Below are 24,552 nucleotides of genomic sequence, written 5' to 3' on the forward strand. Positions count from 1 at the left end.
CTCCTCAATGTTATTGCTGTGGGTCGGGGCATCGGGCCGCCGGAAGGCGGCGGCCGGCGGGGAAAAATCGTCCCCGCATAATCAGCGGCAAGCCTGGGCCTGCTGCCCCTGACAAGATGTCGTGAACGGTCAGAACACCGAGCTGAATTCGCCCAGTTCCACTTCGACCGATTTGATCTGCGTGTAGTGTTCCAGCGTGCCGAGGCCGTTCTCACGGCCGACGCCGGAGTGCTTGTAGCCGCCGACCGGCATCTCCGCCGGGGATTCGCCCCAGGTGTTGATCCAGCAGATACCGGCTTCCAGCTGGTGGATGACGCGGTGCGCGCGGGTCAGGTCGCGGGTTACCAGCCCGGCCGCCAGGCCGAAGGTGGTGTTGTTGGCGCGGGCGATGACTTCCTCTTCCGTCTGGTAGGTGAGGATGCTCATCACCGGCCCGAAGATCTCTTCCTGCACAATCTCCATGTCGTCGGTGCAGTCGCTGAACACCGTCGGGGCGACCCAGGCGCCCTGCGCCAGCACGCCGTCAGTGAGGCGTTCACCACCGGCCAGCAGCCGCGCGCCCGATTTTTTGCCGTTTTCGATAAAGCGCAGCACATTTTCCATGTGGGCGAAGCTCACCAGCGGGCCGAAGTTGACGTCCGGCTGGGTCGGCTGGCCGATGCGGATGCGCTGCACACGCGCCAGGATTTTCTCCTCAAACGCGGCTTTCAGGCTTTCCGGCACAAAGACGCGGGTGCCGTTGGTGCAGACCTGGCCTGAGCTGTAGAAGTTGGCCATCATGGCGATGTCCGCCGCGCGGTCGAGGTCGGCGTCGTCAAACACGATCAGCGGTGACTTGCCGCCCAGCTCCATGGTCACCTCTTTCAGGGTGGAACCGGCCGCGTTTGCCATCACTTTCTTGCCGCTCACCACGCCGCCGGTAAAGGAGACTTTGGCGATGCCGGGGTGTTCCGTCAGCGCCTGGCCGACCTGGCGGCCGCTGCCCGGCAGCACGTTGAACACGCCGTCCGGCACGCCCGCCTCGGTGTAGATCTCCGCCAGTTTCAGCGCCGTCAGCGAGGTGACTTCACTCGGCTTGAAGATCATCGCATTACCGACGGCCAGCGCCGGGGCGGATTTCCACAGCGCGATCTGGATCGGGTAATTCCAGGCACCGATACCGGCCACCACTCCCAGCGGTTCGCGGCGGGTATAGACGAAGGCGCTGTCACGCAGCGGGATCTGCTGCCCCTCGATGGCCGGGATAAGCCCGGCGTAGTACTCCAGCACGTCCGCGCCGGTCACGATGTCCACCGTGGTGGTTTCTGACAGCGGTTTGCCGGTGTCGGCGGTTTCAATCGCCGCCAGTTCGTCGTTGCGCTCACGCAGGATATCCACGGCGCGGCGCAGAATGCGCGAACGCTGCATGGCGGTCATTGCCGCCCACACTTTCTGCCCTTTGGCGGCGGCCGCGACGGCGCGATCCACGTCGGCGGCGGTGGCGGCCTGAACCTGAGCGATCACCTCGCCATTGGCCGGGTTGACGGCATCAAAGGTCTCGCCGTCGGCACAATCGGTATAGGTGCCGTTGATATAGAGTTTTTGCAAGCCATAGCGGGACATTCTTCTCTCCTATCTGTTGCTCTGTGTGGTGCCGGTTACGCGTGCCGTCAGTCGCGGGCCGGGGCGCTCAGCAGCTGGTCGATATAATCAAACGTGATCTCCAGCGCTTCCCGGCGGTCAAAGCTGTCGCCGCTCAGGGCGCTGCGCAACCAGAGGCCATCGATCATGCCTGCCAGCCCGTTGGCGGCACGGCGCGCCTGCGCTTTCGGCAGGCTGCGGCGGAACTCGGCAGATAAATTGGAAAACAGCCGGCGGCTGTTAACCCGTTGTAAACGTTTCAATTGCGGGCTGTGCATACTGCTGACCCAGAAAGCCAGCCAGGTTTTCATCGCTGCGCTGTTGGTCTGGCTTTCGTCAAAATTCCCTTCCGCAATCGCCCGCAGGCGGAGCCGGGCATCCTGCCCCTGCAACGGCCGCAGCCGCTGGCGCACCGCCTCCCCGAGGTGGCTTATCAGGTAGCGCATGGTGGCTTCCAGCAGCCCGTTCTTGTCACGGAAGTAGTGGCTGATAATGCCGTTCGATACCCCGGCACGCCGGGCAATCTGCGAAATGGATGCCTCATGCATCCCCACCTCATTCACCGCGGCCAGCGTGGCCTCGATCAATTGCTGCCGCCTGATCGGCTGCATTCCTACCTTCGGCATGGTTCCCTCTCCGGGTAAAAAGCCAGAACGACTCGCGTCAGAACCGGGCAATGCATCCGGCTGCGGCGCGCTGTTGGCCCCTATTAAACTTTTTTTTGATTGAACGTTCAATTAAAAATGCATATATTTTATTACCGCAACGTTATGGGATTGTGTAAATTAAGGATAGAAATCGTTGATTTGCGGCATATTTTTTGACCTGGCGCAAACATTTAGCTTTTTGATCTGACAGGTTGCAACGGCAAGCGGTCTCAGCGGATGCCCTGTAACAGGCGTTTTTTCAGGCAGTCAATTCGCCCTTTGATATGCGCTAAGCGCGCTTCTGTTGCCCCTCAGATCCCGTTTGAAACCACCATGGGGAAAGCATGAGTACACCCGAAGACGTTAAACCGCAGGCCGACCGGTTAAACCCTGTCGTGTTCTTCACGTCAGCCGGCCTGATCCTGGCCTTCTCGCTGATGACCATTTTCTTTACCAATGAGTCCGGCCGCTGGATCACCGCCACCCTGAACTGGGTATCGGCCACCTTCGGCTGGTACTACCTGCTGGCGGCCACCCTCTACATCGTGTTTGTGATCTTTATCGCCGGTTCGCGGTACGGTGACATCAAGCTCGGGCCGGAGCAGTCCAAACCGGAATTCAGCATGATGAGCTGGGCGGCAATGCTGTTTGCCGCCGGGATCGGCATCGACCTGATGTTCTTCTCCGTGGCGGAGCCGGTGACGCAATACATGATGCCGCCGGAAGGCCAGGGGCAGACGCTGGAAGCGGCACGGCAGGCGATGGTCTGGACGCTGTTCCACTACGGCCTGACCGGCTGGTCGATGTATGCGCTGATGGGCATCGCGCTGGCCTACTTCAGCTACCGCTATAACCTGCCGCTGACCATCCGTTCCGCGCTCTACCCGATTTTCGGCAAGCGCATCAACGGCCCGATCGGCCACACGGTGGACATCGCGGCGGTGGTCGGCACCATTTTCGGCATCGCCACCACGCTGGGGATTGGCGTGGTGCAGCTCAACTACGGGCTGAAAGTGCTGTTCCATATCCCGGAAAACCTCACGGTGCAGGCGGCGCTGATTCTGCTGTCGGTGATCATGGCCACGGTCTCCGTGACCTCCGGCGTGAACAAGGGCATCCGCTTCCTGTCGGAGCTGAACGTGCTGCTGGCGCTGGGGCTGATTCTGTTCCTGCTGTTTGCCGGTGACACCGAGTTCCTGCTGAATGCGCTGGTGCTGAACGTCGGCGACTACATCAACCGCTTTATGGGCATGACGCTCAACAGCTTCGCCTTCGACCGTCCGACGCAGTGGATGAACAGCTGGACGCTGTTCTTCTGGGCCTGGTGGGTGGCGTGGTCGCCGTTTGTCGGGCTGTTCCTGGCGCGGATTTCACGCGGGCGCACCATCCGCCAGTTTGTGTGCGGCACGCTGATCATCCCGTTTGTGTTTACCCTGCTGTGGCTCTCGATTTTCGGCAACAGCGCGCTTTACCAGATTTTGCACGGCAACCTGGCCTTCGCCCATGAGGTGATGGAATACCCGGAGCGCGGCTTCTACAGCCTGCTGGCGCAGTACCCGGCGTTCCGCCTGAGCGCCTCGGTGGCGACCATCACCGGCCTGCTGTTCTACGTGACCTCAGCGGATTCCGGCTCGCTGGTGCTCGGCAACTTCACCTCACGGCTGGCGGACATCAACAACGACGCACCGAACTGGCTGCGGGTGTTCTGGTCGGTGGCGATTGGTCTGCTGACGCTGGGCATGTTGCTGACCGGCGGGGTCTCGGCGTTGCAGAACACCACGGTGATCATGGGCCTGCCGTTTAGTTTCGTGATCTTCTTTGTGATGGCCGGGCTGTATAAATCACTGAAAGTCGAGGATTACCGCAAAGCGAGTGCGTTGCAGAACGCCCCGGCCCCGGTGTCGCGCGATGGCGTGCTGAACTGGAAACAGCGGCTGACGCGGGTGATGAACCACCCGGGTGCGACCTATACCCAGAAGATGCTGGACAACGTCTGCCGACCGGCGATGGAAGAAGTGGCACGCGAACTGGCGGTGCGCGGCGCGAAAGTGGAATTCAGCGAGCTGCCGCCGCAGGGCGAGGAGCGCCTGAGTCACCTGGAGCTGCTGGTACGCCTGGGCGAGGAGCAGAACTTCGTCTACCAGATCTGGCCGCAACGCTACTCGGTGCCGGCGTTTACCTACCGCGCCCGCGCCGGCAAGTCACACTACTACCGGCTGGAGACCTACCTGCTGGAAGGCACCCAGGGCAATGACCTGATGGACTACAGCAAAGAGCAGATCATCAACGACATCCTCGACCAGTACGAGCGTCACCTGCACTTCCTGCACCTCCACCGCGAGGCCCCCGGGGCGGTGCTCACCTTCCCGACCTGACAGCAAAAACCGGCGCAAGCCGGTTTTTTTATGTCTCACACGGCTTTCTGAGGTTTGGTAAGTCACGCGCTGGCAACATATTTTTGTATATACAAAAATAGATGGTGCTTAAAAAATTAATTAATAGTTGAGTTTTATCATCAAAATAGCAGATTGATGAATAGCCGATATGTATATACAATAAAAAGAGTAAGGACATAGGCAAGGAGGCGTCAGTCACTTATGCAGATTAAAATTCACCCGGGTATTTTAGAAAAACTGCTTCAAAAACATGGTGTCTCTGAAAAGGAAGTTCATGAGTGTTTTTTGAACCGCGATGGTCATTACCTTAAAGACACGCGCGAGAAGAATCAGACCCTTCCCCCGACGCTGTGGTTTATCGCTGAAACGAACAGCGGCAGGAAATTAAAGATCTGTTTTGTCCCGCGAGGGCCGGGCAACCCCTCTGGCCCTGTGCTGAAAACAGCTTATGAGCCCAACCGGGTTGAAGAAGATATTTATCAAAAACATGGCTACTGACGCTGTTGCCATTGATTACTCACAGGCTGTTCCGGCAGCCTGCCATCACCTGACGTTATAAAAAGAAGAGGAATAAGCAATGAGCGATGATTTCAATGCGTTCTTAGCAGACAGTGACAAATGGGATAACCGTGAACTGGGCGCTTCTGAAGAGCATGTCCATGTCATCTCTGATAAGGCGGCCTCCGAGGTTGATGATCAACTGGGGCTTCAGGCCATTTCGATCCGTCTGCCCAAAGCGTTAATTCGTGAACTTAAGGAGATTGCCCAACGTTATGACGTGGGTTATCAGCCAATGGTGCGGGATCTGCTTAATCGTTTTGCGCAGGCAGAACAGAAGAAACATCTGCTGGAACAATTAAGAATTCTTAAGGCCGCAGAAAGCGAGCAAGAGGATACGGCCCCGGTATCAGAATTTATCGCCTCCCTTAAAAAACAAGGGTAATCGGGCAGAGTCTTACCCCGCCGTTACCGCACACTGATAATGCAGCAAAATATTCATCAGCTCCGGCTGTTGCGGGGTGGCGGCCAGCTTGACGAAAGAGGGGAAAAACACATTGGGCGTGGGGTAGATGTCTACCACATAGCAGAAGTTTTTCACCTGCTCCGGCACCTCAGAGGCAGGCATCAGCGAGGCGGCCTCAATCCCCTGTGACAGCATATCGAACACGATGCGCGGCTCATTGCCGGAGATAATGATGTTCGGCTGTACCCCCAGCTTACGCAACTGGGCAGAGATAAACTCAAACGTCCCCTCGCCGTGGATGCGCCGCAACAGGATCAGCGGCAGCTGCCCCACCTCCGTCAGCAGAATATGCGCGCCGGGCGGGGCCGCCAGCAGCTTGCGTGAAATTACCGCCACCACCTTGATCGGCGGCAGGCTGACGCACTCATAACCCGCCAGCGGCTGCGGCTGCTGGATCAGCGCCACGTCGATGCGCCGCTCGCTGAGCATCGTTTCCAGCGTGCTGGAATCGGAGATCACCGTCTCGATCTTCACCCCGCCCAGCTTCTGGCAGAAGGTCGCCACCAGCGGGCTGAAGTAACACTGATAAAGGTAAGAGATGCCGATGCGCAGCACCTGCGCTTTGGGGCGGGCGGCCTGGAGAGCCTCACTGCGCGCCTCTTCCACGCTGCGCAGGATGTCGCAGGCGCGCAGGTAAAGCACCATGCCGGCCTCGGTGGTTTTGATGCCGCTGCCGTTACGGGTCACCAGCGCGGTGCCGACTTCCTCTTCCAGCTCCTGCAGGCGTTTGCTCAGCGGCGGCTGGGAAATATTCAGTATCCGTGATGCTTTACTGATCGAACCCTGTTCCACAATCACACAAAAGTAACGCAACCTTTTAAGATCCATACTCCCTCCCTGAATAGCCGCCGCACCGTGCGGAATGCATTGATGCAGATCATCATGGATAGAGGCCGGTTACAACCTTTCTGGTATAGGGCGGGGGGAGTAAACAGTATTACCCCCCGCTTTTTTTGCTGCCTATGCTTAGGGCTAAGTGAACCACACCCTGAAAGAAGGTTGAACACCATGATAAAATCTACGCTGGAACGCGGCACGGTCTATGACCTGCGCTCCGCCCTCGCCCTGCTGGCACGCTACCCCGATGAACTGATCAGCACCGATGTGGAAGCTGACCCGAATGCCGAAATCAGCGGCGTCTACCGCTATGTCGGCGCAGGCGGCACGGTAAAACGGCCGACCCGCACCGGCCCGGCGATGATGTTTAACAAGGTCAAAGGGTACGACGACGTGCGGGTGCTGATTGGCCTGCTGGCCTCCCGCCAGCGCGTTGGCCGCTTGCTGGGTGCCGACCCGGAGAAACTCGGGTTCCTGCTCAAAGACTCAGTGAATAACCCGATCCCGCCGGTGGTTATCGCCAATGACAAGGCCCCGTGCCAGGAGGTGGTCTACCGCGCCGGGGAGCCGGGCTTTGATGTGCGCAAACTGCTGCCTGCCCCGACCAACACCGAAGAGGATGCCGGGCCTTACTTCACCATGGGCATGTGCTACGCCTCTGACCCGGAAACCGGCGAGTCTGACGTCACCATCCACCGCCTCTGCATCCAGGGGCCGGATGAAATCTCCATGTATTTTGTGCCGGGCCGCCACCTGGACACCTTCCGCCAGAAAGCGGAGGCGGCCGGGAAAGCGCTGCCGATCTCTATCAGCATCGGCGTTGACCCGGCGATTGAGATCGGGGCCTGCTTTGAGCCGCCGACCACCCCGCAGGGCTACGATGAGCTGGCGGTGGCCGGCAGCCTGCGCAATCAGGCGGTGGAGCTGGTGAAATGCCTCTCGGTGGATGCCCGCGCCATTGCCAACGCCGAAATTGTGATTGAAGGCGAGCTGGTGCCGGACTACCGGGTGCGGGAAGACCAGAACACCAACACCGGCAAAGCGATGCCGGAGTTCCCCGGCTACACCGGCGAGGCCAAAGCGGCGGTGCCGGTGATCAAAGTCAAAGCGATCACCCACCGCAAAAACCCGATCCTGCAAACGGTGATCGGCCCCAGCGAAGAGCACGTCAACATGGCCGGTATCCCGACCGAGGCGAGCATTCTGGAGATGGTGGAACGCGCCATGCCGGGCCGCCTGCTCAACGTCTACGCCCACTCTTCCGGCGGCGGCAAATACCTGGCGGTGATGCAGTTCAAAAAAGCCGCCCTCTCCGATGAGGGGCGGCAGCGGCAGGCGGCGTTGCTGGCGTTCGCCGCCTTCGGGGAGCTGAAGCATGTGATCCTGGTGGATGAGGATGTCGATATCTTCGACACCAACGACGTGCTGTGGGCGATGCAGACCCGCTACCAGGGTGACGTCAGCACGGTGTTCATTCCCGGCGTGCGCTGCCACCCGCTTGACCCGTCGCAGTCACCGGCGTTCAACCCGTTGCTTCAGGATACCGGCATCTCCTGCAAAACCATTTTTGACTGCACCGTGCCGTTCAAACTGAAAGATCAGTTCCAGCGCTCGCAGTTCAAAGAGGTGGATGTTTCGCGCTTTATTCCCGGTTTCAAATCCTGAGGAGCCTGCATCATGACGCTGATAACGCCTGCTGACCGCCGCCCGCTGTGCGGCACCCTATGTGCTTACCCGGCGTCACTGCCGCACCCCGGCTTCTCCCCACCCTGATTCCCCCGGCGCGGCACCTCCCGCCGCGCCTGCTTACCCTTTCTGACGCAGGATAGCCCCCGGCCATCCCGACGCCGTACGCCTTTATTATCACCGCGCCGCAGGTGAGGCGCGCCCACATCAGGAGTATGAGTATGCGTATCACTAACCCGCTGTTTATCAATACCATTATCCTTGGCGGTTCGCCGGAGGAGAAACTCAGGGCCGCCCATCAGGCCGGGTTCGATCAGGTAGAGCTGTGGCGTCAGGATGTCGAGGCCGTGGGCGGTGACGCCGCCGCGATCGCGGCCGCCCTGGAGGCGGAAGCCCTGACGCTGACTGACTATCAGGTGCTGCTGGATTTTGACGGCGCGCCAGACGGGCTGCGTGACGCAAAACGCGCCGAGGCGCAGCGGATGCTCGACACGGCGGTACGCGTGGGGGCCACCACCCTGCTGGCCCCGGCCTGCACCCACCCCGGCTGCATTGCCGCGCGGGTGGAAGAGGATCTGCGCTGGCTGGCGCGGGAGGCGGGCCGCCGCGGGCTGCGCGTTGCCTATGAGGGCATGGCGTGGAGCACCCTGATAAACACCACCGCCGATGCCTGGAACATGGTGCAGCAGGTGAATGAACCCAACCTGGGGCTGGTGATCGATGCGTTCCACATTTTTGTCCGCCACCGTACCCTGGCCGACCTCGACGGCATCCCGATGGACAAAATCTACCTGGTTCAGCTCTCCGACCTGGCCTCCGACCCCACCCCGGACACCCTGATCGACACCGCACGCCACCACCGCCTGCTGCCCGGCCAGGGCAACTACCCGATTTCCGCCCTGTTGCAACGGTTACAGGCGGGCGGTTACCGCGGCCCGCTGGGGCTGGAAGTGTTTAATGATGACCTGAGGGCGCAAGACCCGGCGCGCACCGCGCGTGAAGCGATGCAGGCGCTGCGGGCGGTCTGCCTCTCCACCCCTGACACCCTTGCCCATTAACCGGAGGTCACGCTCATGGCCCAGCTTCCCCGTTCCTGGCAGGCCGCCGCGCCGCAGGCCGCGCCCCGTTCCACCCCGGCACACCACCTTCCCACCGGCCGCCTGCTGGTGCTGATCGGTATTGTGCTGGTCTCCCTGAACCTGCGGGCGGCCGTCACCTCGCTCAGCGCCATCTACAACGTGATTGCCCCGGACATCCACGGCTTTAACGCCGGGGTGCTGGGGGTGCTGCCGCTGCTGTCGTTTGCGCTGTTCGGCTCGCTGACGGCGCTGGTGTCGCGCCGCCTCGGCTATGAGGGCGCTTTAGTGCTCGCCATGCTGATGGTGTGCGCCGGCATTGGCCTGCGCAGTTTCAGCCACAGCTTCACCGCCTTTATGCTCTACAGCGTGCTGGCGCTGGCGGGCATGGGCTTCGGTAATGTGCTGGTGCAGCCGACCATCAAGAAATATTTCCCGGATCACATCGGCGGCCTGACGGCCGTGTACGCGGTGATGATCGCGGTCTCCGCCGGGCTGCCCTCCGCCATTGCGGTGCCGATCACCCAAAGCGACGGCTGGCGTGCCAATGTCGCGCTCTGGTCACTGACCGCGCTGCTGGCCGCGCTGCCGTGGCTCTGGCAGGTGTTCCGCCACCGCCATGACCACCCGGCGGCCGGCACCGCGCCCGGTACGCCGCCGGCTGCGCCGCACATCGCCCTGTGGCGCTGGCCGGTGGCCTGGTCACTGGTGATCCTGTTTGGCGTCAGCATGATGAGCATGTACGCCATGCTCAACTGGCTGCCGACCTACCTGGTGCAGCGCGGGATTACGGCCGCCACGGCCGGTGACATGCTGTTCGTCTACAACATTGTCGGCATTGTCCACTCAATCCTGATCCCGCTCTGGCTGGGGCGGATGAAAAAACCCTATCTGGTGGTGGCCGCCGGTGGCCTGCTGCAAATCATCAGCTACATGGGCTTTCTCTACCTGCCGCAGGCGGCGTGGCTCTGGGCCGTGGTAGCCGCACCGGGGCTGATGACCATCCCCGCGACCTTCCAGCTGATTAACCTGCGCACCCATACGGTAGGCGGTGCGGCCTCGCTCTCCTCGTTCACCCAGGGGATCGGCTACGTCTTTGCCGCAGCCGGGCCGTTTTTGTTCGGCCACCTGCACCACGGCAATAACTGGAGCCTGTCGTTCTGGTTCCTGACGGCGATGTCCGTACTGATGCTGCTGGCCGGCGGCGCGGCGGTGCGCCGGGTTTATCTGGAAGAGGCGGGGTAAGCCCCCACTTTTTCCCTTCCGCTTATACACTTAAGGCGTGCGCCTTTATTTAAAAGACCGTTGCAAAGAGAGATTTTTGACAAGGAAACAGGAGAACGAAGTGATGAAACGCCGTGAATTTATGATGTCCGGGGCTGCGCTGGTGGCGGGTACACTGGTCATGCGCACCGCTGCGGCGGCGCCCCCCGGCCACACTGCTGAAAAGGAGAGCGCCCTGATGCCGCCTGCGAATAACCACATCAAAACCCTCACCATCAAAAACATCGTGATTGGCGAAGGCAAGCCGAAACTGATTGTGCCCACCACCGCCAAAAACGCGGATGACGCGCTGGCGATGGTGAAAAAATATGCCGGTAACCCGGCGATTCAGGTGGTGGAGCTGCGCATCGACACCCTGAGCGATGCGCCGGACAACGCTGCGATCGCCGCCCTCACCCGCGATGCCTATGCGTTGCTGCCCCAGCAGGCGCTGCTGGTGACCTTTCGCACCAAGGCGGAGGGCGGCAACCGCGCCATCAGCGATGACGACTACGCCACGCTCTACCGGGAGATTATCGCCCACGGCAAAGCCGACCTGCTGGACGTGGAGATGTTCCGCCGCGAGGCGCTGGTGAAAGAACTGGTGGCGCTGGCGCACAAGGCCAACATTGCGGTGGTGATGTCGAGCCATGACTTCCAGAAGACGCCGCCGACGGAGGAGATCATCACGCGGCTGCGCCGCCAGCAGTCGCTGGGGGCGGACGTGCTGAAGATCGCCGCCATGCCGCACGACTCCGGCGATGTGCTGCGGCTGATGAGCGCCACCTGGGAGGTGTACAGCCGCTACGCGGAGCGTCCGCTGCTCACCATGGCGATGAACGGCACCGGGGTGGTGTCACGGCTGGCGGGGGAACTCACCGGCTCGGCGCTCACCTTCGGCATGGTGGGCGAAGCCTCCGCGCCCGGCCAGATTGACGCCAATGACCTCAGCACCGTGCTGAACATCATCCACACCGCCAATCAGGCGTAACGCGGCATACCGCGCGGATCAGTTCTCCGCGCTGTGTACCTGGCGGCTGACAATTCCGGCGGAGGCCATTTTCTCCCGCGCTTCCAGCCGGTCACCGGCCGCCAGTTCAATCGGCTGCTGCAACCGGCCAACGCGCGGGTTCAGCGCCAGTTCCGCCAGGATCGGGAAATGGTCAGAGCCGATGTACGGCAGGCGCTGCATCCGTACCAGCGTAAAATCGCGGCTGTGGAATACATGGTCCAGCGGCCAGCGCAAACAGGGGATACCGGCGTGGAAGGTGTTAAACATGCCGCGGCCGCGGCGCGGGTCGAGCAGCCCGCTGACTTTCATAAACAACCGCGTGGTGCGTGACCACGCCACGTCATTCAGATCGCCGGTGACGATCGTCGGGTAGCGGGCGCGGGCGGCGCAGTGCCCCACCGCCACCAGTTCACCGTCACGGTTGGTGGACTGGTCATCCTCCGTCGGGCTGGGCGGCATCGGGTGCAGGCAGTGCATCACCACTTCATCGCCGGAATCCAGCTCTACCCGGAAATGCATCGACGGGATCCCGTCCGCCACCAGGTACTGGATCATTGCGTCTTTCATCGGCAGCCGTGAATAGACGTGCATCCCGTAGAGGTTATCCTGCGGGCATTTCAGCTGAAACGTGTACGGCGCGCCGGTGTTGCCGCGCGCCAGCCCATCCAGTTCGGCCTGCCACCAGCTGTCAGTTTCCAGCGCCACCAGCACATCGGGCTGATGTTCCCGCACCAGCGCCTTCAGGGCGGCGGCGTTGCGGTTGGTCATCAGCACATTGGCGGTGAGGATTTTCAGGGTCGGGCGGTTATGCAGGCGCGAGCGCTTGACCTGCACCGGCCAGAGCCGGGTATAGGGGATTATCCAGTGCGCCTGATAGAGCGCGCATGCCAGCGACAACAGTACCGTGAGGTCACCGGCCGGGATGCCGGCCAGCACCGGCCCGCCACTGCCCGGCAGCAGGCAGAGTTCCGCCACCAGCAGCGCGACGGCGGTCGCCGCCATCTGCAACCGCGGGAAATCCCATACCCGCACCCACCACGCTTGGCAACGGCAAAACGGCAGCAGCGTCAGCACGGTCATCACCACCGTCAGCCCGCTGAACAGCATCCGTATTTTATCCATACTTAATTCTGTTCCCTTGCTGTAAAAGCCTGGGCACGCTGCTCGCGTATCCAGGCTAAAAATAGTCACGATTCTGGTTATTCACCTATGTTATCGATTTCCGCCGGGCGTTGTCGTGAAATTTTAATCAGGGCGGCGGGGTATGGCACCAGTTGCGCCCGTCCAGCAGGCCGCCGTCCGGCGAGGTAAAGCCGATGCAGCCCAGTACGCTGTCAAACAGCTTGCCGTGGAACGCCGGTTTTTTCTCCGCCGCCATGCGTTGCAGCTGCGTAAAGGCGGCGCGGTGGGCCGGTTCGGCCAGGAACGCGTCTGAGGCCCAGACCATGATCGGGATAGTGCGCTGCTCCGGCGGCGCACGGTCACGCGGGGTGCTGTGGAAGTGGATGTTGTCGGAGATCGACTCGCCGTGGTCGGAGGCGTAAAACACAATCGCCTTACGGTTACGCACCTGATCAATCACCTGTTTCAGGAAGGCGTCGGTGTAGAGCACGCTGTTGTCATAGGCGTTGATCATGCTCTGGGTCGAGCAGGCTTCGTCAATGCCCATGCACTCCGGCTGCCAGCGGGCAAAGCTGCGCGGGTAGCGCTCGGAGTAGAGGTAATGCGACCCTTTGGTATGCAGGATAATCAGGTGGCGGCCGTGCGGGTGGCGTTGCAGCGAGCCCTGCATCTGCCCCACCAGCAGCATGTCGCCAATCGGTTTACCGGCATTGCGCGCCTGGGTTTCGATGTCATCACGCAGCACATAGCGGTCGGCCAGCGTCTTGCTGTAGAACCAGTCCTCGGTCTGCATCGCGAACAGTTCGGAGCTGAAGCCCTGGCGTTTCAGCACCGAGAAGACGTTCATCTCTTTCAGCGTACGGGACGGGTCATCCGTGGTGCCGCCGATGCGCACAAACATACAGCGCAGCGAAAGCTTGGTGGAGGTGTCGCACGAGGTGCCCTGTAACGCCACCAGATTCTTCTCGCGCGACAGGTTCGGCGTGGTGTCACGCCCATAGCCGTAGAGGCCGAAGTGGTCGCGGCGGGCGCTTTCGCCAATCACAAACACCACGTCGATGTCATCGGCATCTTTGGGCGGCAGGTAAGTAAAGTGCTTAGACGGGTCGAACAGGTTATTCAGCTCCTCCGGCTGGGTATAGGCGCTGTAGGCAAACAGCCCGAGCGCCGAAAGCCAGTTGGAGGGCAGATAGGTGCCTGCCACCGTGTCATCATACTGGGCGGCCATTGTGGGGTTGCCGTCCACTTCCAGCACCTCGCCCATCAGCTTCAGCGGCAGCCAGCAGAACAGCGCCGCCGTGAGCAGCACGCCGGTTTTGCGCAGCAGCAGGCGGCGGCTTACCGGGCGCAAGTCGCCGCCCGGCAGGCGGCTGAGCCAGAGCACCGCCAGCGGCGGCAGCCCGGCCACGGCGATCCACAGCAGGAAGTGGTAGCCGATGGAGGCTTTCGACAGGTCGAGGTCGGTGGTCATCACCGCCGCCAGAATGCCGTAGCCGATATCAACATTAAACACCGCCATGTAATAGCTGGCGGCGGCCGAGGCGAGGATCACAATGGTGGTGAGCAGCCGGAACAGCCAGCGCCCGGTAAACGAAAACAGCAGACAGAGAAAATAGACCAGCGAAAAGGCCGCCAGCATCTCGGCAGCCAGCGCCAGCGGCGTATCCTGCGGCACCTGGGTAAAGCGCCGCCAGAACACCGGGGCGTTAAGGATCACCCCGACATAAAAGGCGATAAACAGCATGACCTGCTGTTGGGAAAGCGATCTGAAACGTTGCATGGTGACCTGTGACCGGAGGGTGGTGGTTGTTCTGTACCCCGCACGTGCGCGCAGTAATGTTTAAGATATATGACAACGCGCGCGCTTTTGCCAACCTCCCGGGCCATCCACCTGAAAATTCAGTGCATTCTTAGGGTTAAGCCGGAAACCAGAGCGTAAAGCGTACCCGGCCCGGTGTGCTGCAATCCGGGGTGACGCGGCCCTGATGCAGATCCATGATCGCGCGGACAATCGCCAGCCCCAGGCCGTTGGCCGCGCCGTCACTGCGGGCGGCGTCGGCACGGTAGAAGCGGTCAAACAGCTTTGCCTGCTGCACCGGGGGGATCGGCGCGCCGCAGTTATCAACGTGCAGCGCCACCCCGCCCGCCTGCGGTGCGATGGTCAGCGCAATGTCGCTCTCCGGCTCGCCGTAGCGGATGGCGTTCGCCACCAGGTTGCTCAGGGCGCGCTGTACCATCATCGCATCAGCGGTGATCTGCGCGTCCCCGTGGCAGCTCAGCGTCATGCCGCGCTCGGCGGCCACTCCTTCGAAGTAGTCACAGATGCGTTGCGTCTCCTGCGACAGGGCCAGCGCCACCGGCTTCACCACCGACTGCGCATGGCTGGCGCGCGCCAGGAACAGGATGTTTTCCACCATGCGCGAGATGCGCTCCAGCTCCTCCATATTATTCGCCAGCAGCGTCTCATACTCGGCGGCGCTGCGCGGCTGGTAGAGCGCCACCTGGCAATGGCCCATCAGCGCGTTGACCGGCGTGCGGATCTCATGCGCCAGATCGGCAGAGAACTGCGTCAGCCGCTGGTAGCCCTCGTCCAGCCGGTCCAGCATCGCATTGAAGGCGCGGGTCATCTGTCGCAGCTCCGGCGGCGCATCCTGCTCGCTCAGCCGGTGGCTGAGGCTGGCCGGGTGGATCGCCGCCATCTCACGCGCCATGCGCCGCAGCGGCCGCAGCCCCCGCCGCAGCACCAGATAGCCCAGCATCGCAATCAGCGTGAACGCCCCCAGCACCGCGCCCACCAGCCGCCAGCGGAATGCGGCCAGCAGGTGCTGCTCGTTGACCATCAGGTGCGCGGCGGTGATCTCCAGCATCCGCCCATCCGCCAGCCGCACGTCCGCCACCAGGTAGCGCACCGGCACGCCATCGGGCGTGACCACCGCGTGTACCGCCGACAGCGCCAGCGGCCGGTCAGCCGGCAGCGACGCCACCGGCGGCAGCGTGAGGTGCGACGGGTTGACGTTGATCAGCGTCGCGCCCTGATGCAGCCGGAAGCGGATCACGTCGCGCTCGTTGCCCATCATGTTCTCAAACAGCCCCGGGTTCTGGCTGAGCTGCGGCAGCGGGAAATCGTCTGCCAGCAGGTGGCGGAAATACTGCACCCGGCCGATCACCTGATACTCACTGCGCCGCGCCAGCTCCTGGGCCATCTGGCCATAGAGCCACACGCCCACCGCACTGAGCACTAATGAGGCCACCAGCGCAAACAGCAGCGTGCTGCGCAGCGTCAGGGAGACCGGCCTCATGGCCGCACCTCGCACACATAACCGATGCCGCGCACTGTATGGATCAGCTTGGGTTCCCAGTCTCGGTCGATTTTGGCGCGCAGCCGTTTCACCGCCACGTCCACCACGTTGGTGTCACTGTCAAAGTTCATGTCCCACACCTGTGAGGCGATCAGCGTGCGCGACAGCACTTCGCCCTCGCGGCGCAGCAGCAGGTGCAGCAACATAAACTCTTTGTTGGTCAGGGTGATCAGCTGCTCCTGCCGCGTTACCCGGCGGCGCAGCACATCCACTTCCAGGTCGGCCAGCGTATAGAAATCCGCCTCGCGCACGGTGCCGCGCCGCAACAGGGTGCGCAGCCGCAGCAGCAGCTCGGTAAAGGAGAACGGCTTGATCAGGTAGTCATCCGCCCCCAGCTCCAGCCCGCGGATGCGATCCTGCACCGCGTCACGCGCGGTCAGGAACAGCACCGGCACCTCATGCTTTTTACGCAGCACTTCCATGACCTGCCAGCCGTTCAGCCCCGGCAGCATCACGTCAAGCACGATAGCGTCAAAACTTTGCTCCAGCGCCAGAAACAGGCCGTCGGTGCCGTTGCGTGCCAGATCCACGCAGTAGCCCGCCTCGGTTAGCCCTTTTTTCAGGTAGTCCCCGGTGCTGGTGTCATCTTCTACAACCAATATGCGCATTGTATGTATACCCACGGTTTAATCATTCAATTCTATCAGTTTGCCGCCCGGCATTTGATGACAATATTGTCATGCTGCGGTCATCTGCCGGTGCCGGTTAACTTGGCAGGATGAACTACCGAACGGCGGCCACCCGGCCACCGCGATTGCCAAGGAGAAGTCACCATGTCTGTCCTGTCCCGTTTTAATACCGCCCGCCTGACGTCCGCCCTGCTCGCCTCGCTGCTGCTCGGCAGCGCCGCCCACGCTGCCCCGGCCAATGACATCATCAAGCCGGTGCGCGGCACGCTGACGCAGGTCAGCGACCACGACCTGACCCTGACTGACCGCCGCGGCGGCACGCTGAACGTCGGGCTGACTGACCAGACCAAAGTGAACAGTGTCGCGACCGGCAAACTCAGTGACATCCAGCCGGACAGCTTTATCGGCACCGCCGCCGTACCGCAGCCGGACGGCAGCCTGAAAGCGCTGGAAGTGCATGTGTTCGCCCCGAGCCTGCGCGGCTCCGGGGAAGGCTTTAACCCGTTTGAATCCGCAGACGGCAAGGTCAACACCATGACCAACGGCACCGTGGGCAAGCTGGTGCAGGCCAATGGCCGTACCCTGACCGTGACCTACCACAATGAGCAGAAAACCGTACTGGTACCGGATGATGTGCCGGTGGTGACCATTGCACCGGGCGACCGCAGCCTGCTGAAACCGGGTGCCCATGTGGTGCTGTTCGCCATGAAAGATGCACAGGGCAAACTGGTGGCGCGCGGTATTGCCGCCGGGAAAGACGGCACCGTGCCGCCGATGTAATCCGGCTGAGGAGAACATCATGGCCGTTTCCGTTTCCCGCCCGGTGCACCCCTGGCTGGTGCGCCTGTGCCACTGGCTGAATGTGTTTGCCATGGTCTGCATGGTGATGAGCGGCTGGGGCATCTACAACGCCTCGCCGCTGTTTGGCTTCACCTTCCCGCCCGCCGCCACGCTGGGCGGCTGGCTTGGCGGGGCCATCGCCTGGCACCTGGCGGTGATGTGGCTGCTGGCCGCCAACGCGCTGGTTTACCTGCTGTGGGGTGCTGCCAGGGGCCACTTCCGCCGCCGCTTCTTCCCGCTGTCACCGCGTGCGGTATGGCAGGACACCCGGCAGGCGCTGACGTTCCGGCTGCCGCACCGGCTGGGGCAGTACAACGCGGTGCAGAAAGCGATGTACCTCGGCGTACTGCTGCTCGGGGCGCTGCTGGTGCTTTCCGGCCTCGCGATTTGGAAGCCGGTGCAGTTCAGCGGGCTGGTGGCGTTGCTCGGCGGCTTCGGCTGGACGCGTTACGTCCACTTTTACGCCATGAGCGGCATCGTGCTGTTTGTGGTGGTCCATGTCCTGATGGTGCTGCTGGTGCCGAAAACCCTGCCGGCGATGATTACCGGCGGCAAGGAGCCGAGTGATGAGTAAAAAAGAGCGCAGGCTGGTGCTGGAACCTGACCAGCGTAAACAGCTGGTAAACCTGCAACGCCGGATGCTGCTGCGCGGCGGTCTGACGCTGGGGGCGGTGTCGATGCTGACCGGCTGCAATTTGCAGGACGGCGACAGCGTGGACAAGGTATTGTGGTCGATGTCGCGCTGGAACGACCGGGTGCAGGCGTGGCTGTTCCACGGCCAGAAATTGGCGCAGACCTACACCCCGGCGGAGATCACCCGGCCGTTCCCGTTCAACGCCTACTACCCGGAGTACAATGTACCGGCGGTGGATCTGGCGACCTGGAAACTGGAGGTCAGCGGGCGGGTGCAGGATAAAACCCCCTGGACGCTGGACCGCCTGAAGGCCCTGCCGCAGGCCAGCCAGATTACCCGGCTTATCTGCATAGAAGGGTGGAGCGCCATCGGCCAGTGGGGCGGCGTGCCGCTGCGCACCTTCCTGCAACGCATCGGGGCCGATACGCGGGCGAAGTTTGTGGGGTTCCACTGTGCAGACCGCTACTACACCAGCATCGACATGGCCACTGCACTGCACCCGCAGACGCTGCTGGCACTCGATTTTGGCGGTGAGGCGCTGGCGGATGATTACGGTTTCCCGCTGCGGTTACGGATGCCGACCAAACTCGGCTTCAAGAATGCCAAACATATCGCGGCCATCAGCGTTACCAACGACTACCCCGGCGGCTACTGGGAAGATCAGGGCTACAATTGGTTCAGCGGCATCTGACGCGGGCAGGCAATAAACAGCAGAAACAAAAAATCCGCCCGGAGGCGGATTTTTCTTAGACACAGCGAATAATGCGCTGAGGTGCTTCGGCAAAGATGCCTTAGAAGCGGTAACCTACACCGGCGATCCAGGTGCCGACGTCAACGTTACGGATGCGGCTCTGCTCGTAGGACACGTCCAGAGCAACGTTTTCGATCGGGTTGAACTGCAGACCGGCACCGTAGGAGAAGCCGTAATCGCTGGTGGATTGCTTGTCACGGTTGTCAGCAGTCGCGGCGTTCACCACGTTGTTGTCGAATTTGCCGTAGCCCACACCGATCACGCCGTAGATGCTCGCCCAGTCGTTCAGACGGTAAACCGGACCAGCGGTGATGCCGTAATATTGGCCTTTGCGGTATACGTCGGAAGCGGTGTCGTCATGCTCGATGTAAGTGAAAGAGCCGATCACGCCCAGCGGGTTGGTGTTATCGAAATCGTAACGGTATTTCAGGTTGAAACCGTTAGCTTTGTTCGCTACGCCTTGAGCGTCGCCCTGTGCGTAACCAGCAGTTACGGTGCTGTCGCCAGCGAATGCGTTAGTTGCGCCAACAGCCAGTACACAAGCCAGAGCGGAAAGACATGCAATTTTTTTCATAACCACCTCAAATGAGAAAATTAATTACCTTCACGACAAAAATATAACAAAGATCTGGCGGAAACTCTGCCTGAGATAAGGTGTCTAAGCCGTGTTATGGTGTAACAGGAAATTTCCAATCGGTTCTATCCAATTAATTTGAAAGCCTTTTTTTGCCATCAAATTATAAGGCAATCTTATTGAACTTTTTAGCCAATACAGATAATTCCTAAAAATTTGGTCAGCATTCATGCGATTTTTCCCAAACTGTAAACGGCTGTTTAACATTCAATTGACGTATTTTTACACTTCACGCTGTGCCCGCCCTCCCTTACACTGAGCCGACCTGCCCACTGACCGGGTATCCTGTGGATTTGAAAAGGAATGCGATGAAATCCCCTGCTTCTATTACGTCTGCCGCCGGGCCGGCTTCAATGCTGCTGCCGGTTGGCCTGCTGCTGGTCTCGATGGTCTCTATCCAGGGCGGCGCGGCGTTGGCCAAATCGCTGTTTCCGCTGGTCGGCGCGGCGGGCATTACCGCGCTGCGCCTGGGGCTGGCGACCATTATCCTGTTTGTGATCTTCAAGCCCTGGCGGATGCGGCTGCACGCCGGTAACCGGCTGCCGCTGCTCTGTTATGGGCTGGCGCTCGGCACCATGAACTTTTTGTTCTACCAGGCGATCCGCACCGTGCCGCTGGGCGTGGCGGTGGCGCTGGAGTTCACCGGGCCGCTGGCGCTGGCGATTTGTGGCTCGCGGCGGGCGGTGGATTTCCTCTGGGTGCTGCTGGCGGTGCTGGGGCTGTGGTTCCTGCTGCCGCTCGGCCATGCGCTGGGCAGCGTTGACCTTAAAGGTGCCCTGCTGGCGCTCGGGGCCGGGGCCTGCTGGGCGTTCTATATTCTGGCCGGGCAGCGCGCCGGCAGCCACAACGGCCCGGCCACCGTGGCGCTTGGGTCACTGATTGGCGCACTCATCTACTGCCCGATCGGCATTATCGCCAGCGGCAGCGCGCTGTTCGCCCCGTCATTGCTTCCGCTGGCCCTGGCGCTGGCGGTTCTCTCCAGCGCCCTGCCCTACTCGCTGGAGATGGTGGCGCTGACCAGAATGCCCGCCCGCACCTTTGGTACGCTGATGAGCCTGGAACCGGCGCTGGCCGCCTTTTCCGGCATGCTGTTCCTGAATGAGCACCTGAGTGTGATCCAGTGGCTGGCGCTGAGCGCGATTATCTGCGCCTCTGCCGGGGCGACGCTGACCGCCCGGCGCTGATCCGGTGAAAGCGATCTACGCTTGTTAAGACACCTACCTCTATTAACAGGAGATCACTATGCCGGATTGGAACCCTGAGCTTTACCGCCAGTTTGAAGCAGAACGTACCCGGCCCGCCCAGGAGCTGCTGGCGCGGGTCACAGGCCAGAGCGCCCGCCATATCACCGATTTGGGCTGCGGGCCCGGCAACTCCACCGAGCTGCTGAAACAGCGCTTTCCGCAAGCGGCCCTCACCGGCATTGATACCTCCGGCACCATGCTGGAGAGCGCGCGCACCCGCCTGCCCGGCTGCGCCTTTGAACAGGCGGATATCGCCCAGTGGCAACCCGCCGCGCCGCAAGACCTGATCTACGCCAATGCATCGCTGCAATGGCTGCCTGACCACCAGACCCTGCTGCCGCGCCTGATGGGCCACCTGGCCCCGGGCGGCACGCTGGCGGTGCAGATGCCGGATAACCGCAACGAACCGACCCACCGCCTGATGCGTGAAGTCGCGGCGCGGGAGCCGTGGAAGGCGAAGATTGGCGATGCGGCCGCTGTCCGGGTCAGCATTCTGTCCCCCGGCGACTATTACGACCTGCTGGCCCCGCTGGCCGAGAGCGTGGATCTCTGGCGCACCACCTATTTCCACATTTTGCCCTCCTCCGGAGCGGTAGTGGACTGGGTACGCGCCACCGGCCTGCGCCCGTTCCTGGCACCGCTGGACCACGTGGGCCAACAGACCTTCCTTCAGCACTACCAGTCAGAGATCGATCTGGCCTACCCGAAACGCCGTGACGGCAATGTGTTGCTGGCCTTCCCGCGGCTATTTCTGGTCGCCCGCCGCAAAATATAATGCGCGGCCTGTCTGCGGGCTGGCGGGTTATTTCCCCTGCCTGTCAGTGCCTTATTTACCGGGCACGCATGGTTATGTTTTGTTACACAGAAGTGAATTTATTCTGACAATGGCGCGGGCATTATTGCGTTTAAGGCAATTCTTAAAAATCAGTCATTTTTATTCTCAACAGCCGTTTAGAAAAATAATGTTTCTGGCGGGCATTTAAAATTAATACCACGAAAAAACAAAAAGTTATAAAAATATGTACCCGAAGAGGTTGAATTCTTTGTTGGCCGCCCTTAGGTTTATTAGCAGCAGCGTGATTGCACTGAAAAAATCATGACGCTGGAAAAGGAGAGGATGCCGAAGCCTATTACTGTGATAGGTGCTACCACGGGCAATCATTTCCGGCAGACGTTAAAAAGGTTGCTATACTTAACCCCAGTATTGAATCCGCAACCGACAATCAAGAGGATAACTATTATGAGTACCGCTAAACTGGTAAAAACGAATTCTTCTGAACTCCTCTATACGCGTAACGACGTAGACGAAAACGTCAAAATTGAAACCATCAAGATTCTGAACCGTCTGGTCGCGCAATTTATTGATCTCTCTTTGATCACCAAACAGGCGCACTGGAACATGCGCGGCGGCAACTTTATCGGTGTGCATGAGATGCTGGACGGCTTCCGTACCACCATCACTGACCATCAGGATACGCTGGCAGAACGTGTTGTTCAGCTGGGCGGCGTGGCGCTGGGTACCGTACAGATCGTTAATGATCAGACCCCGCTGAAAAGCTACCCGACCAATATCCACAGCGTGCAGGAACATGTCAAAGCGCTGGCTGACCGCTATGCCGTGACCGCGAACGAAACCCGTAAAGCGATTACCCAGGTGCAGGACGAAGACACCGCTGACATCCTGACCGCCGCGTCCCGTGACCTGGACAAATTCCTGTGGTTCATTGAATCCAACATCGAATAACTGTTTCGCGCCGCGCCACGGCGTTGTAGAACTGTTCTTTGATCGTGATGGCCTCCGGGCCGGCCAGACAGGCAACCCATTGGGTTGCCTGTTTTTTTTGGCGAAACATCATTCTATAACCTATTGAATAAATTGCTTTTTTAATAATTATTAAGAATTATCTTAAATTGATAGGGTTTATGAATGAATTTACCCTTATTGATAGTGCAAAGCAGCTTTACTCCTTTCGGTCATACCCTGTAACGTGCGCCACACTTTCTTTACGTGTATTGATGGAAATTAACAGGTTCGCTGCCGCTGTTTTTCCAGAAGCCGTCGCGTAAATAACTATGATTTCTGTGCCTTTATCCGCGCATTACATCACCTTAAATCAAATTATTATCTTCTGACCGGCACGGCTGTGCATTCTCCGGCCCGGCTGTGACGAGATTTACTGTCACGCACTTTGTCCTGGGTAATGGGTTATCACAGGGCGGGCAGCGCATGGACACTTTTTATGACCAGATGGACTCCTTATGGCCCGTAGTGGACTGGAAGTACAAAAAGCGGCAGTTAAGGCCCTGTTTTTACGTGAGATAAAGACACGTTTCGGTAAGTATCGCCTGGGGTATCTGTGGGCGGCGCTGGAGCCGGCAGCGCATATTCTGATTATGCTGACGATATTCGGCTACATCATGCACCGCACCATGCCGGATATTTCCTTCCCGGTATTTCTGATCAACGGCATTATTCCCTTCTTTATTTTCAGCAATATCAGCAACCGTTCCATCGGCGCGATAGAAGCCAACCAGGGCCTGTTTAATTACCGCCCGGTTAAACCGATCGACACCATTGTTGCGCGCGCCGGGCTGGAGCTGGTGATTTACGGCGTGGTCTACCTGTTGCTGATGCTGGGCGTCGGGTTATTAGGGGAACAGTTTGCCGTTACCCAACTCATCACCCTGATCGCCACCTGGCTGTTGCTGGTGCTGTTTGCTGCCGGCGTCGGGCTGATTTTTATGGTGGTGGGCAAAAGTTTCCCGGAGACGGAGAAGTTCCTGCCGATCCTGATCAAGCCGCTTTATTTCATCTCCTGCGTGATGTTCCCGCTGCACAGCATTCCCAAAGAGTACTGGCCCTATTTGCTGTGGAACCCGCTGGTGCATGTGGTGGAGCTGTGCCGTGAGTCGGTGATGCCCGGTTACGTCAGTGACGGCGTCAGCCTCGGCTACCTGGCGCTCTGCACGCTGGTGGTGCTGTTTATCGGGCTGGCCCTTTACCGGGTACGCGAAGAGGCCATGCTGACATCATGATTACCATTGAGAACCTGACCAAATCTTACCGCACCCCTGCCGGGCGCCATTACGTCTATAAAGACCTGAACGTGGTATTGCCGGAAGGCAAAAGCGTGGCGCTGGTGGGCCGCAACGGGGCGGGTAAATCCACACTGTTGCGGATGATTGGCGGCATCGACCGGCCGGACCATGGCCGGGTGGTGACCAGCAAAAGCATCTCCTGGCCGGTCGGGCTGGCGGGCGGTTTTCAGGGCAGCCTGACCGGCCGTGAAAATGTGAAATTTGTGGCGCGCCTCTATGCCCAGGCCTCAGAGCTGAAAGAAAAAGTGGCGTTCGTGGAGGAATTTGCCGAGCTGGGCAAATATTTCGACATGCCGATTAAAACCTACTCCTCCGGCATGAAATCCCGCCTGGGGTTTGGCCTGAGCATGGCCTTCCGCTTTGACTACTACCTGGTGGACGAAGTCACCGCCGTGGGTGATGCGCGCTTCAAACAGAAGTGCGCGGAGCTGTTCAAGGCGCGCCATGCCGAATCCAGCTTTCTGATGGTCTCCCACAGCCTCAACAGCCTGCGCGAGTTCTGCGATGTGGCGCTACTGATCGGCCGGAATAATCAGGTCACCTATTACGATTCCGTGGATGACGCCATCACGGTGTATCAGTTGGAAGAGGGGCTGTAATAGAAGAAGCACTGCTCTCTTTATCTCCGCGGCATCAGCAAGACATAAGCTTGCTTTTTACTCTCAGGGAAATGGGCCTA

Annotated in this window: 23 protein-coding genes; 15 read left to right on the top strand and 8 right to left on the bottom strand. The window is 60.3% G+C overall.

Annotated elements, in window-relative coordinates:
* Window positions 1-129: 129 nt before the first annotated feature.
* Complete coding sequence (betB, locus tag CYR55_RS17550) at window positions 130-1,602, bottom strand: betaine-aldehyde dehydrogenase (protein ID WP_101817660.1); 1,473 nt, start codon at window positions 1,600-1,602, stop codon at window positions 130-132.
* 47 nt (window positions 1,603-1,649) lie between these two features.
* Window positions 1,650-2,246, bottom strand: a complete 597-nt coding sequence (gene betI / locus CYR55_RS17555) for a transcriptional regulator BetI (protein ID WP_101817661.1) — start codon at window positions 2,244-2,246, stop codon at window positions 1,650-1,652.
* A 365-nt stretch (window positions 2,247-2,611) separates the two neighbouring features.
* Between betI and CYR55_RS17560 the strand changes: the two genes are divergently transcribed.
* From CYR55_RS17560 to CYR55_RS17570, 3 genes are all read left to right on the top strand, one after another.
* On the top strand, window positions 2,612-4,642 hold the full coding sequence (locus CYR55_RS17560) for a choline transporter (RefSeq protein ID WP_101817662.1): 2,031 nt from the start codon (window positions 2,612-2,614) through the stop codon (window positions 4,640-4,642).
* A gap of 222 nt (window positions 4,643-4,864) precedes the next feature.
* Window positions 4,865-5,161 carry a BrnT family toxin gene (locus CYR55_RS17565; RefSeq protein ID WP_101817663.1) on the top strand — a complete coding sequence of 99 codons (297 nt, stop codon included), beginning with the start codon at window positions 4,865-4,867 and terminating at the stop codon, window positions 5,159-5,161.
* 79 nt (window positions 5,162-5,240) lie between these two features.
* Window positions 5,241-5,606 carry a hypothetical protein gene (locus CYR55_RS17570; RefSeq protein ID WP_101817664.1) on the top strand — a complete coding sequence of 122 codons (366 nt, stop codon included), beginning with the start codon at window positions 5,241-5,243 and terminating at the stop codon, window positions 5,604-5,606.
* 12 nt (window positions 5,607-5,618) lie between these two features.
* Here the strand turns inward: CYR55_RS17570 and CYR55_RS17575 are convergent, their stop codons facing one another.
* Window positions 5,619-6,515, bottom strand: coding sequence for a LysR family transcriptional regulator (locus CYR55_RS17575; protein WP_101817665.1), 897 nt, complete (start codon window positions 6,513-6,515; stop codon window positions 5,619-5,621).
* 180 nt (window positions 6,516-6,695) lie between these two features.
* On the opposite strand from CYR55_RS17575, the gene CYR55_RS17580 reads away from it, so the two are divergent.
* The 4 genes from CYR55_RS17580 to aroD all read left to right on the top strand — a co-directional run bounded on the left by CYR55_RS17580 (window position 6,696) and on the right by aroD (window position 11,540).
* Window positions 6,696-8,189 (top strand): UbiD family decarboxylase, encoded by a 1,494-nt coding sequence (locus tag CYR55_RS17580; protein ID WP_101817718.1) that lies wholly within the window; start codon window positions 6,696-6,698, stop codon window positions 8,187-8,189.
* A 242-nt stretch (window positions 8,190-8,431) separates the two neighbouring features.
* Window positions 8,432-9,268 (top strand): sugar phosphate isomerase/epimerase family protein, encoded by an 837-nt coding sequence (locus tag CYR55_RS17585; protein ID WP_101817666.1) that lies wholly within the window; start codon window positions 8,432-8,434, stop codon window positions 9,266-9,268.
* A 15-nt stretch (window positions 9,269-9,283) separates the two neighbouring features.
* On the top strand, window positions 9,284-10,531 hold the full coding sequence (locus CYR55_RS17590; RefSeq protein ID WP_101817667.1) for an MFS transporter: 1,248 nt from the start codon (window positions 9,284-9,286) through the stop codon (window positions 10,529-10,531).
* A 76-nt stretch (window positions 10,532-10,607) separates the two neighbouring features.
* Window positions 10,608-11,540 carry a type I 3-dehydroquinate dehydratase gene (gene aroD / locus CYR55_RS17595; RefSeq protein ID WP_241522180.1) on the top strand — a complete coding sequence of 311 codons (933 nt, stop codon included), beginning with the start codon at window positions 10,608-10,610 and terminating at the stop codon, window positions 11,538-11,540.
* Window positions 11,541-11,558: 18 nt separating this feature from the next.
* Here the strand turns inward: aroD and CYR55_RS17600 are convergent, their stop codons facing one another.
* From CYR55_RS17600 to CYR55_RS17615, 4 genes are all read right to left on the bottom strand, one after another.
* Complete coding sequence (locus CYR55_RS17600; RefSeq protein ID WP_101817669.1) at window positions 11,559-12,683, bottom strand: endonuclease/exonuclease/phosphatase family protein; 1,125 nt, start codon at window positions 12,681-12,683, stop codon at window positions 11,559-11,561.
* A gap of 127 nt (window positions 12,684-12,810) precedes the next feature.
* Window positions 12,811-14,463 carry a kdo(2)-lipid A phosphoethanolamine 7''-transferase gene (gene eptB / locus CYR55_RS17605; RefSeq protein ID WP_101817670.1) on the bottom strand — a complete coding sequence of 551 codons (1,653 nt, stop codon included), beginning with the start codon at window positions 14,461-14,463 and terminating at the stop codon, window positions 12,811-12,813.
* Between the two features lie 136 nt (window positions 14,464-14,599).
* Window positions 14,600-15,982: a heavy metal sensor histidine kinase gene (locus CYR55_RS17610; protein WP_101817671.1), complete on the bottom strand. Its 1,383-nt coding sequence runs from the start codon at window positions 15,980-15,982 to the stop codon at window positions 14,600-14,602.
* A complete protein-coding gene (locus CYR55_RS17615; protein WP_101817672.1) occupies window positions 15,979-16,650 on the bottom strand; it encodes a heavy metal response regulator transcription factor in 672 nt (223 codons plus the stop codon). The genes CYR55_RS17610 and CYR55_RS17615 overlap by 4 nt, the downstream gene beginning before the upstream one ends.
* A gap of 165 nt (window positions 16,651-16,815) precedes the next feature.
* On the opposite strand from CYR55_RS17615, the gene CYR55_RS17620 reads away from it, so the two are divergent.
* From CYR55_RS17620 to CYR55_RS17630, 3 genes are read left to right on the top strand one after another with little or no spacing between them, the layout of a single operon-like run.
* Entirely contained in the window at window positions 16,816-17,451 is a 636-nt protein-coding gene (locus tag CYR55_RS17620) for a hypothetical protein (protein ID WP_101817673.1), read from the top strand.
* Window positions 17,452-17,470: 19 nt separating this feature from the next.
* Window positions 17,471-18,085 carry a cytochrome b/b6 domain-containing protein gene (locus tag CYR55_RS17625; protein WP_101817674.1) on the top strand — a complete coding sequence of 205 codons (615 nt, stop codon included), beginning with the start codon at window positions 17,471-17,473 and terminating at the stop codon, window positions 18,083-18,085.
* Window positions 18,078-18,836, top strand: coding sequence for a molybdopterin-dependent oxidoreductase (locus CYR55_RS17630; protein WP_101817675.1), 759 nt, complete (start codon window positions 18,078-18,080; stop codon window positions 18,834-18,836). Before CYR55_RS17625 ends, CYR55_RS17630 begins: the two co-directional genes overlap by 8 nt.
* A gap of 100 nt (window positions 18,837-18,936) precedes the next feature.
* Here the strand turns inward: CYR55_RS17630 and ompX are convergent, their stop codons facing one another.
* On the bottom strand, window positions 18,937-19,470 hold the full coding sequence (gene ompX / locus CYR55_RS17635) for an outer membrane protein OmpX (RefSeq protein WP_101817676.1): 534 nt from the start codon (window positions 19,468-19,470) through the stop codon (window positions 18,937-18,939).
* Window positions 19,471-19,838: 368 nt separating this feature from the next.
* Between ompX and rhtA the strand changes: the two genes are divergently transcribed.
* From rhtA to CYR55_RS17660, 5 genes are all read left to right on the top strand, one after another.
* On the top strand, window positions 19,839-20,714 hold the full coding sequence (rhtA, locus tag CYR55_RS17640) for a threonine/homoserine exporter RhtA (protein ID WP_101817677.1): 876 nt from the start codon (window positions 19,839-19,841) through the stop codon (window positions 20,712-20,714).
* A 58-nt stretch (window positions 20,715-20,772) separates the two neighbouring features.
* Window positions 20,773-21,549: a trans-aconitate 2-methyltransferase gene (gene tam, locus CYR55_RS17645; RefSeq protein ID WP_101817678.1), complete on the top strand. Its 777-nt coding sequence runs from the start codon at window positions 20,773-20,775 to the stop codon at window positions 21,547-21,549.
* Window positions 21,550-22,014: 465 nt separating this feature from the next.
* Window positions 22,015-22,518 carry a DNA starvation/stationary phase protection protein Dps gene (gene dps / locus CYR55_RS17650; RefSeq protein WP_101817679.1) on the top strand — a complete coding sequence of 168 codons (504 nt, stop codon included), beginning with the start codon at window positions 22,015-22,017 and terminating at the stop codon, window positions 22,516-22,518.
* Window positions 22,519-23,033: 515 nt separating this feature from the next.
* Window positions 23,034-23,810: an ABC transporter permease gene (locus tag CYR55_RS17655; protein WP_101817680.1), complete on the top strand. Its 777-nt coding sequence runs from the start codon at window positions 23,034-23,036 to the stop codon at window positions 23,808-23,810.
* The gene (locus CYR55_RS17660; protein ID WP_101817681.1) at window positions 23,807-24,472 is read left to right on the top strand and encodes an ABC transporter ATP-binding protein; all 666 of its coding nucleotides are present in this window, start codon (window positions 23,807-23,809) and stop codon (window positions 24,470-24,472) included. Before CYR55_RS17655 ends, CYR55_RS17660 begins: the two co-directional genes overlap by 4 nt.
* The last annotated feature ends 80 nt before the right edge of the window (window positions 24,473-24,552 follow it).

This window comes from Chimaeribacter californicus, from assembly GCF_002858675.1.
In the GTDB taxonomy this organism is placed as follows: domain Bacteria; phylum Pseudomonadota; class Gammaproteobacteria; order Enterobacterales; family Enterobacteriaceae; genus Chimaeribacter; species Chimaeribacter californicus.

Bases quoted from the DNA above. Each gene is read 5' to 3' on its own strand.
- CYR55_RS17560 (WP_101817662.1), top strand. From the start codon at position 2,612: ATGAGTACACCCGAAGACGTTAAACCGCAGGCCGACCGGTTAAACCCT.
- tam (WP_101817678.1), top strand. From the start codon at position 20,773: ATGCCGGATTGGAACCCTGAGCTTTACCGCCAGTTTGAAGCAGAACGT.
- CYR55_RS17585 (WP_101817666.1), top strand. From the start codon at position 8,432: ATGCGTATCACTAACCCGCTGTTTATCAATACCATTATCCTTGGCGGT.
- CYR55_RS17610 (WP_101817671.1), bottom strand. From the start codon at position 15,982: ATGAGGCCGGTCTCCCTGACGCTGCGCAGCACGCTGCTGTTTGCGCTG.
- CYR55_RS17630 (WP_101817675.1), top strand. From the start codon at position 18,078: ATGAGTAAAAAAGAGCGCAGGCTGGTGCTGGAACCTGACCAGCGTAAA.
- CYR55_RS17580 (WP_101817718.1), top strand. From the start codon at position 6,696: ATGATAAAATCTACGCTGGAACGCGGCACGGTCTATGACCTGCGCTCC.
- CYR55_RS17660 (WP_101817681.1), top strand. From the start codon at position 23,807: ATGATTACCATTGAGAACCTGACCAAATCTTACCGCACCCCTGCCGGG.
- dps (WP_101817679.1), top strand. From the start codon at position 22,015: ATGAGTACCGCTAAACTGGTAAAAACGAATTCTTCTGAACTCCTCTAT.
- betB (WP_101817660.1), bottom strand. From the start codon at position 1,602: ATGTCCCGCTATGGCTTGCAAAAACTCTATATCAACGGCACCTATACC.
- betI (WP_101817661.1), bottom strand. From the start codon at position 2,246: ATGCCGAAGGTAGGAATGCAGCCGATCAGGCGGCAGCAATTGATCGAG.
- CYR55_RS17655 (WP_101817680.1), top strand. From the start codon at position 23,034: ATGGCCCGTAGTGGACTGGAAGTACAAAAAGCGGCAGTTAAGGCCCTG.
- CYR55_RS17575 (WP_101817665.1), bottom strand. From the start codon at position 6,515: ATGGATCTTAAAAGGTTGCGTTACTTTTGTGTGATTGTGGAACAGGGT.
- CYR55_RS17590 (WP_101817667.1), top strand. From the start codon at position 9,284: ATGGCCCAGCTTCCCCGTTCCTGGCAGGCCGCCGCGCCGCAGGCCGCG.
- CYR55_RS17620 (WP_101817673.1), top strand. From the start codon at position 16,816: ATGTCTGTCCTGTCCCGTTTTAATACCGCCCGCCTGACGTCCGCCCTG.
- CYR55_RS17600 (WP_101817669.1), bottom strand. From the start codon at position 12,683: ATGGATAAAATACGGATGCTGTTCAGCGGGCTGACGGTGGTGATGACC.
- rhtA (WP_101817677.1), top strand. From the start codon at position 19,839: ATGAAATCCCCTGCTTCTATTACGTCTGCCGCCGGGCCGGCTTCAATG.
- eptB (WP_101817670.1), bottom strand. From the start codon at position 14,463: ATGCAACGTTTCAGATCGCTTTCCCAACAGCAGGTCATGCTGTTTATC.
- CYR55_RS17570 (WP_101817664.1), top strand. From the start codon at position 5,241: ATGAGCGATGATTTCAATGCGTTCTTAGCAGACAGTGACAAATGGGAT.
- CYR55_RS17615 (WP_101817672.1), bottom strand. From the start codon at position 16,650: ATGCGCATATTGGTTGTAGAAGATGACACCAGCACCGGGGACTACCTG.
- CYR55_RS17625 (WP_101817674.1), top strand. From the start codon at position 17,471: ATGGCCGTTTCCGTTTCCCGCCCGGTGCACCCCTGGCTGGTGCGCCTG.
- ompX (WP_101817676.1), bottom strand. From the start codon at position 19,470: ATGAAAAAAATTGCATGTCTTTCCGCTCTGGCTTGTGTACTGGCTGTT.
- CYR55_RS17565 (WP_101817663.1), top strand. From the start codon at position 4,865: ATGCAGATTAAAATTCACCCGGGTATTTTAGAAAAACTGCTTCAAAAA.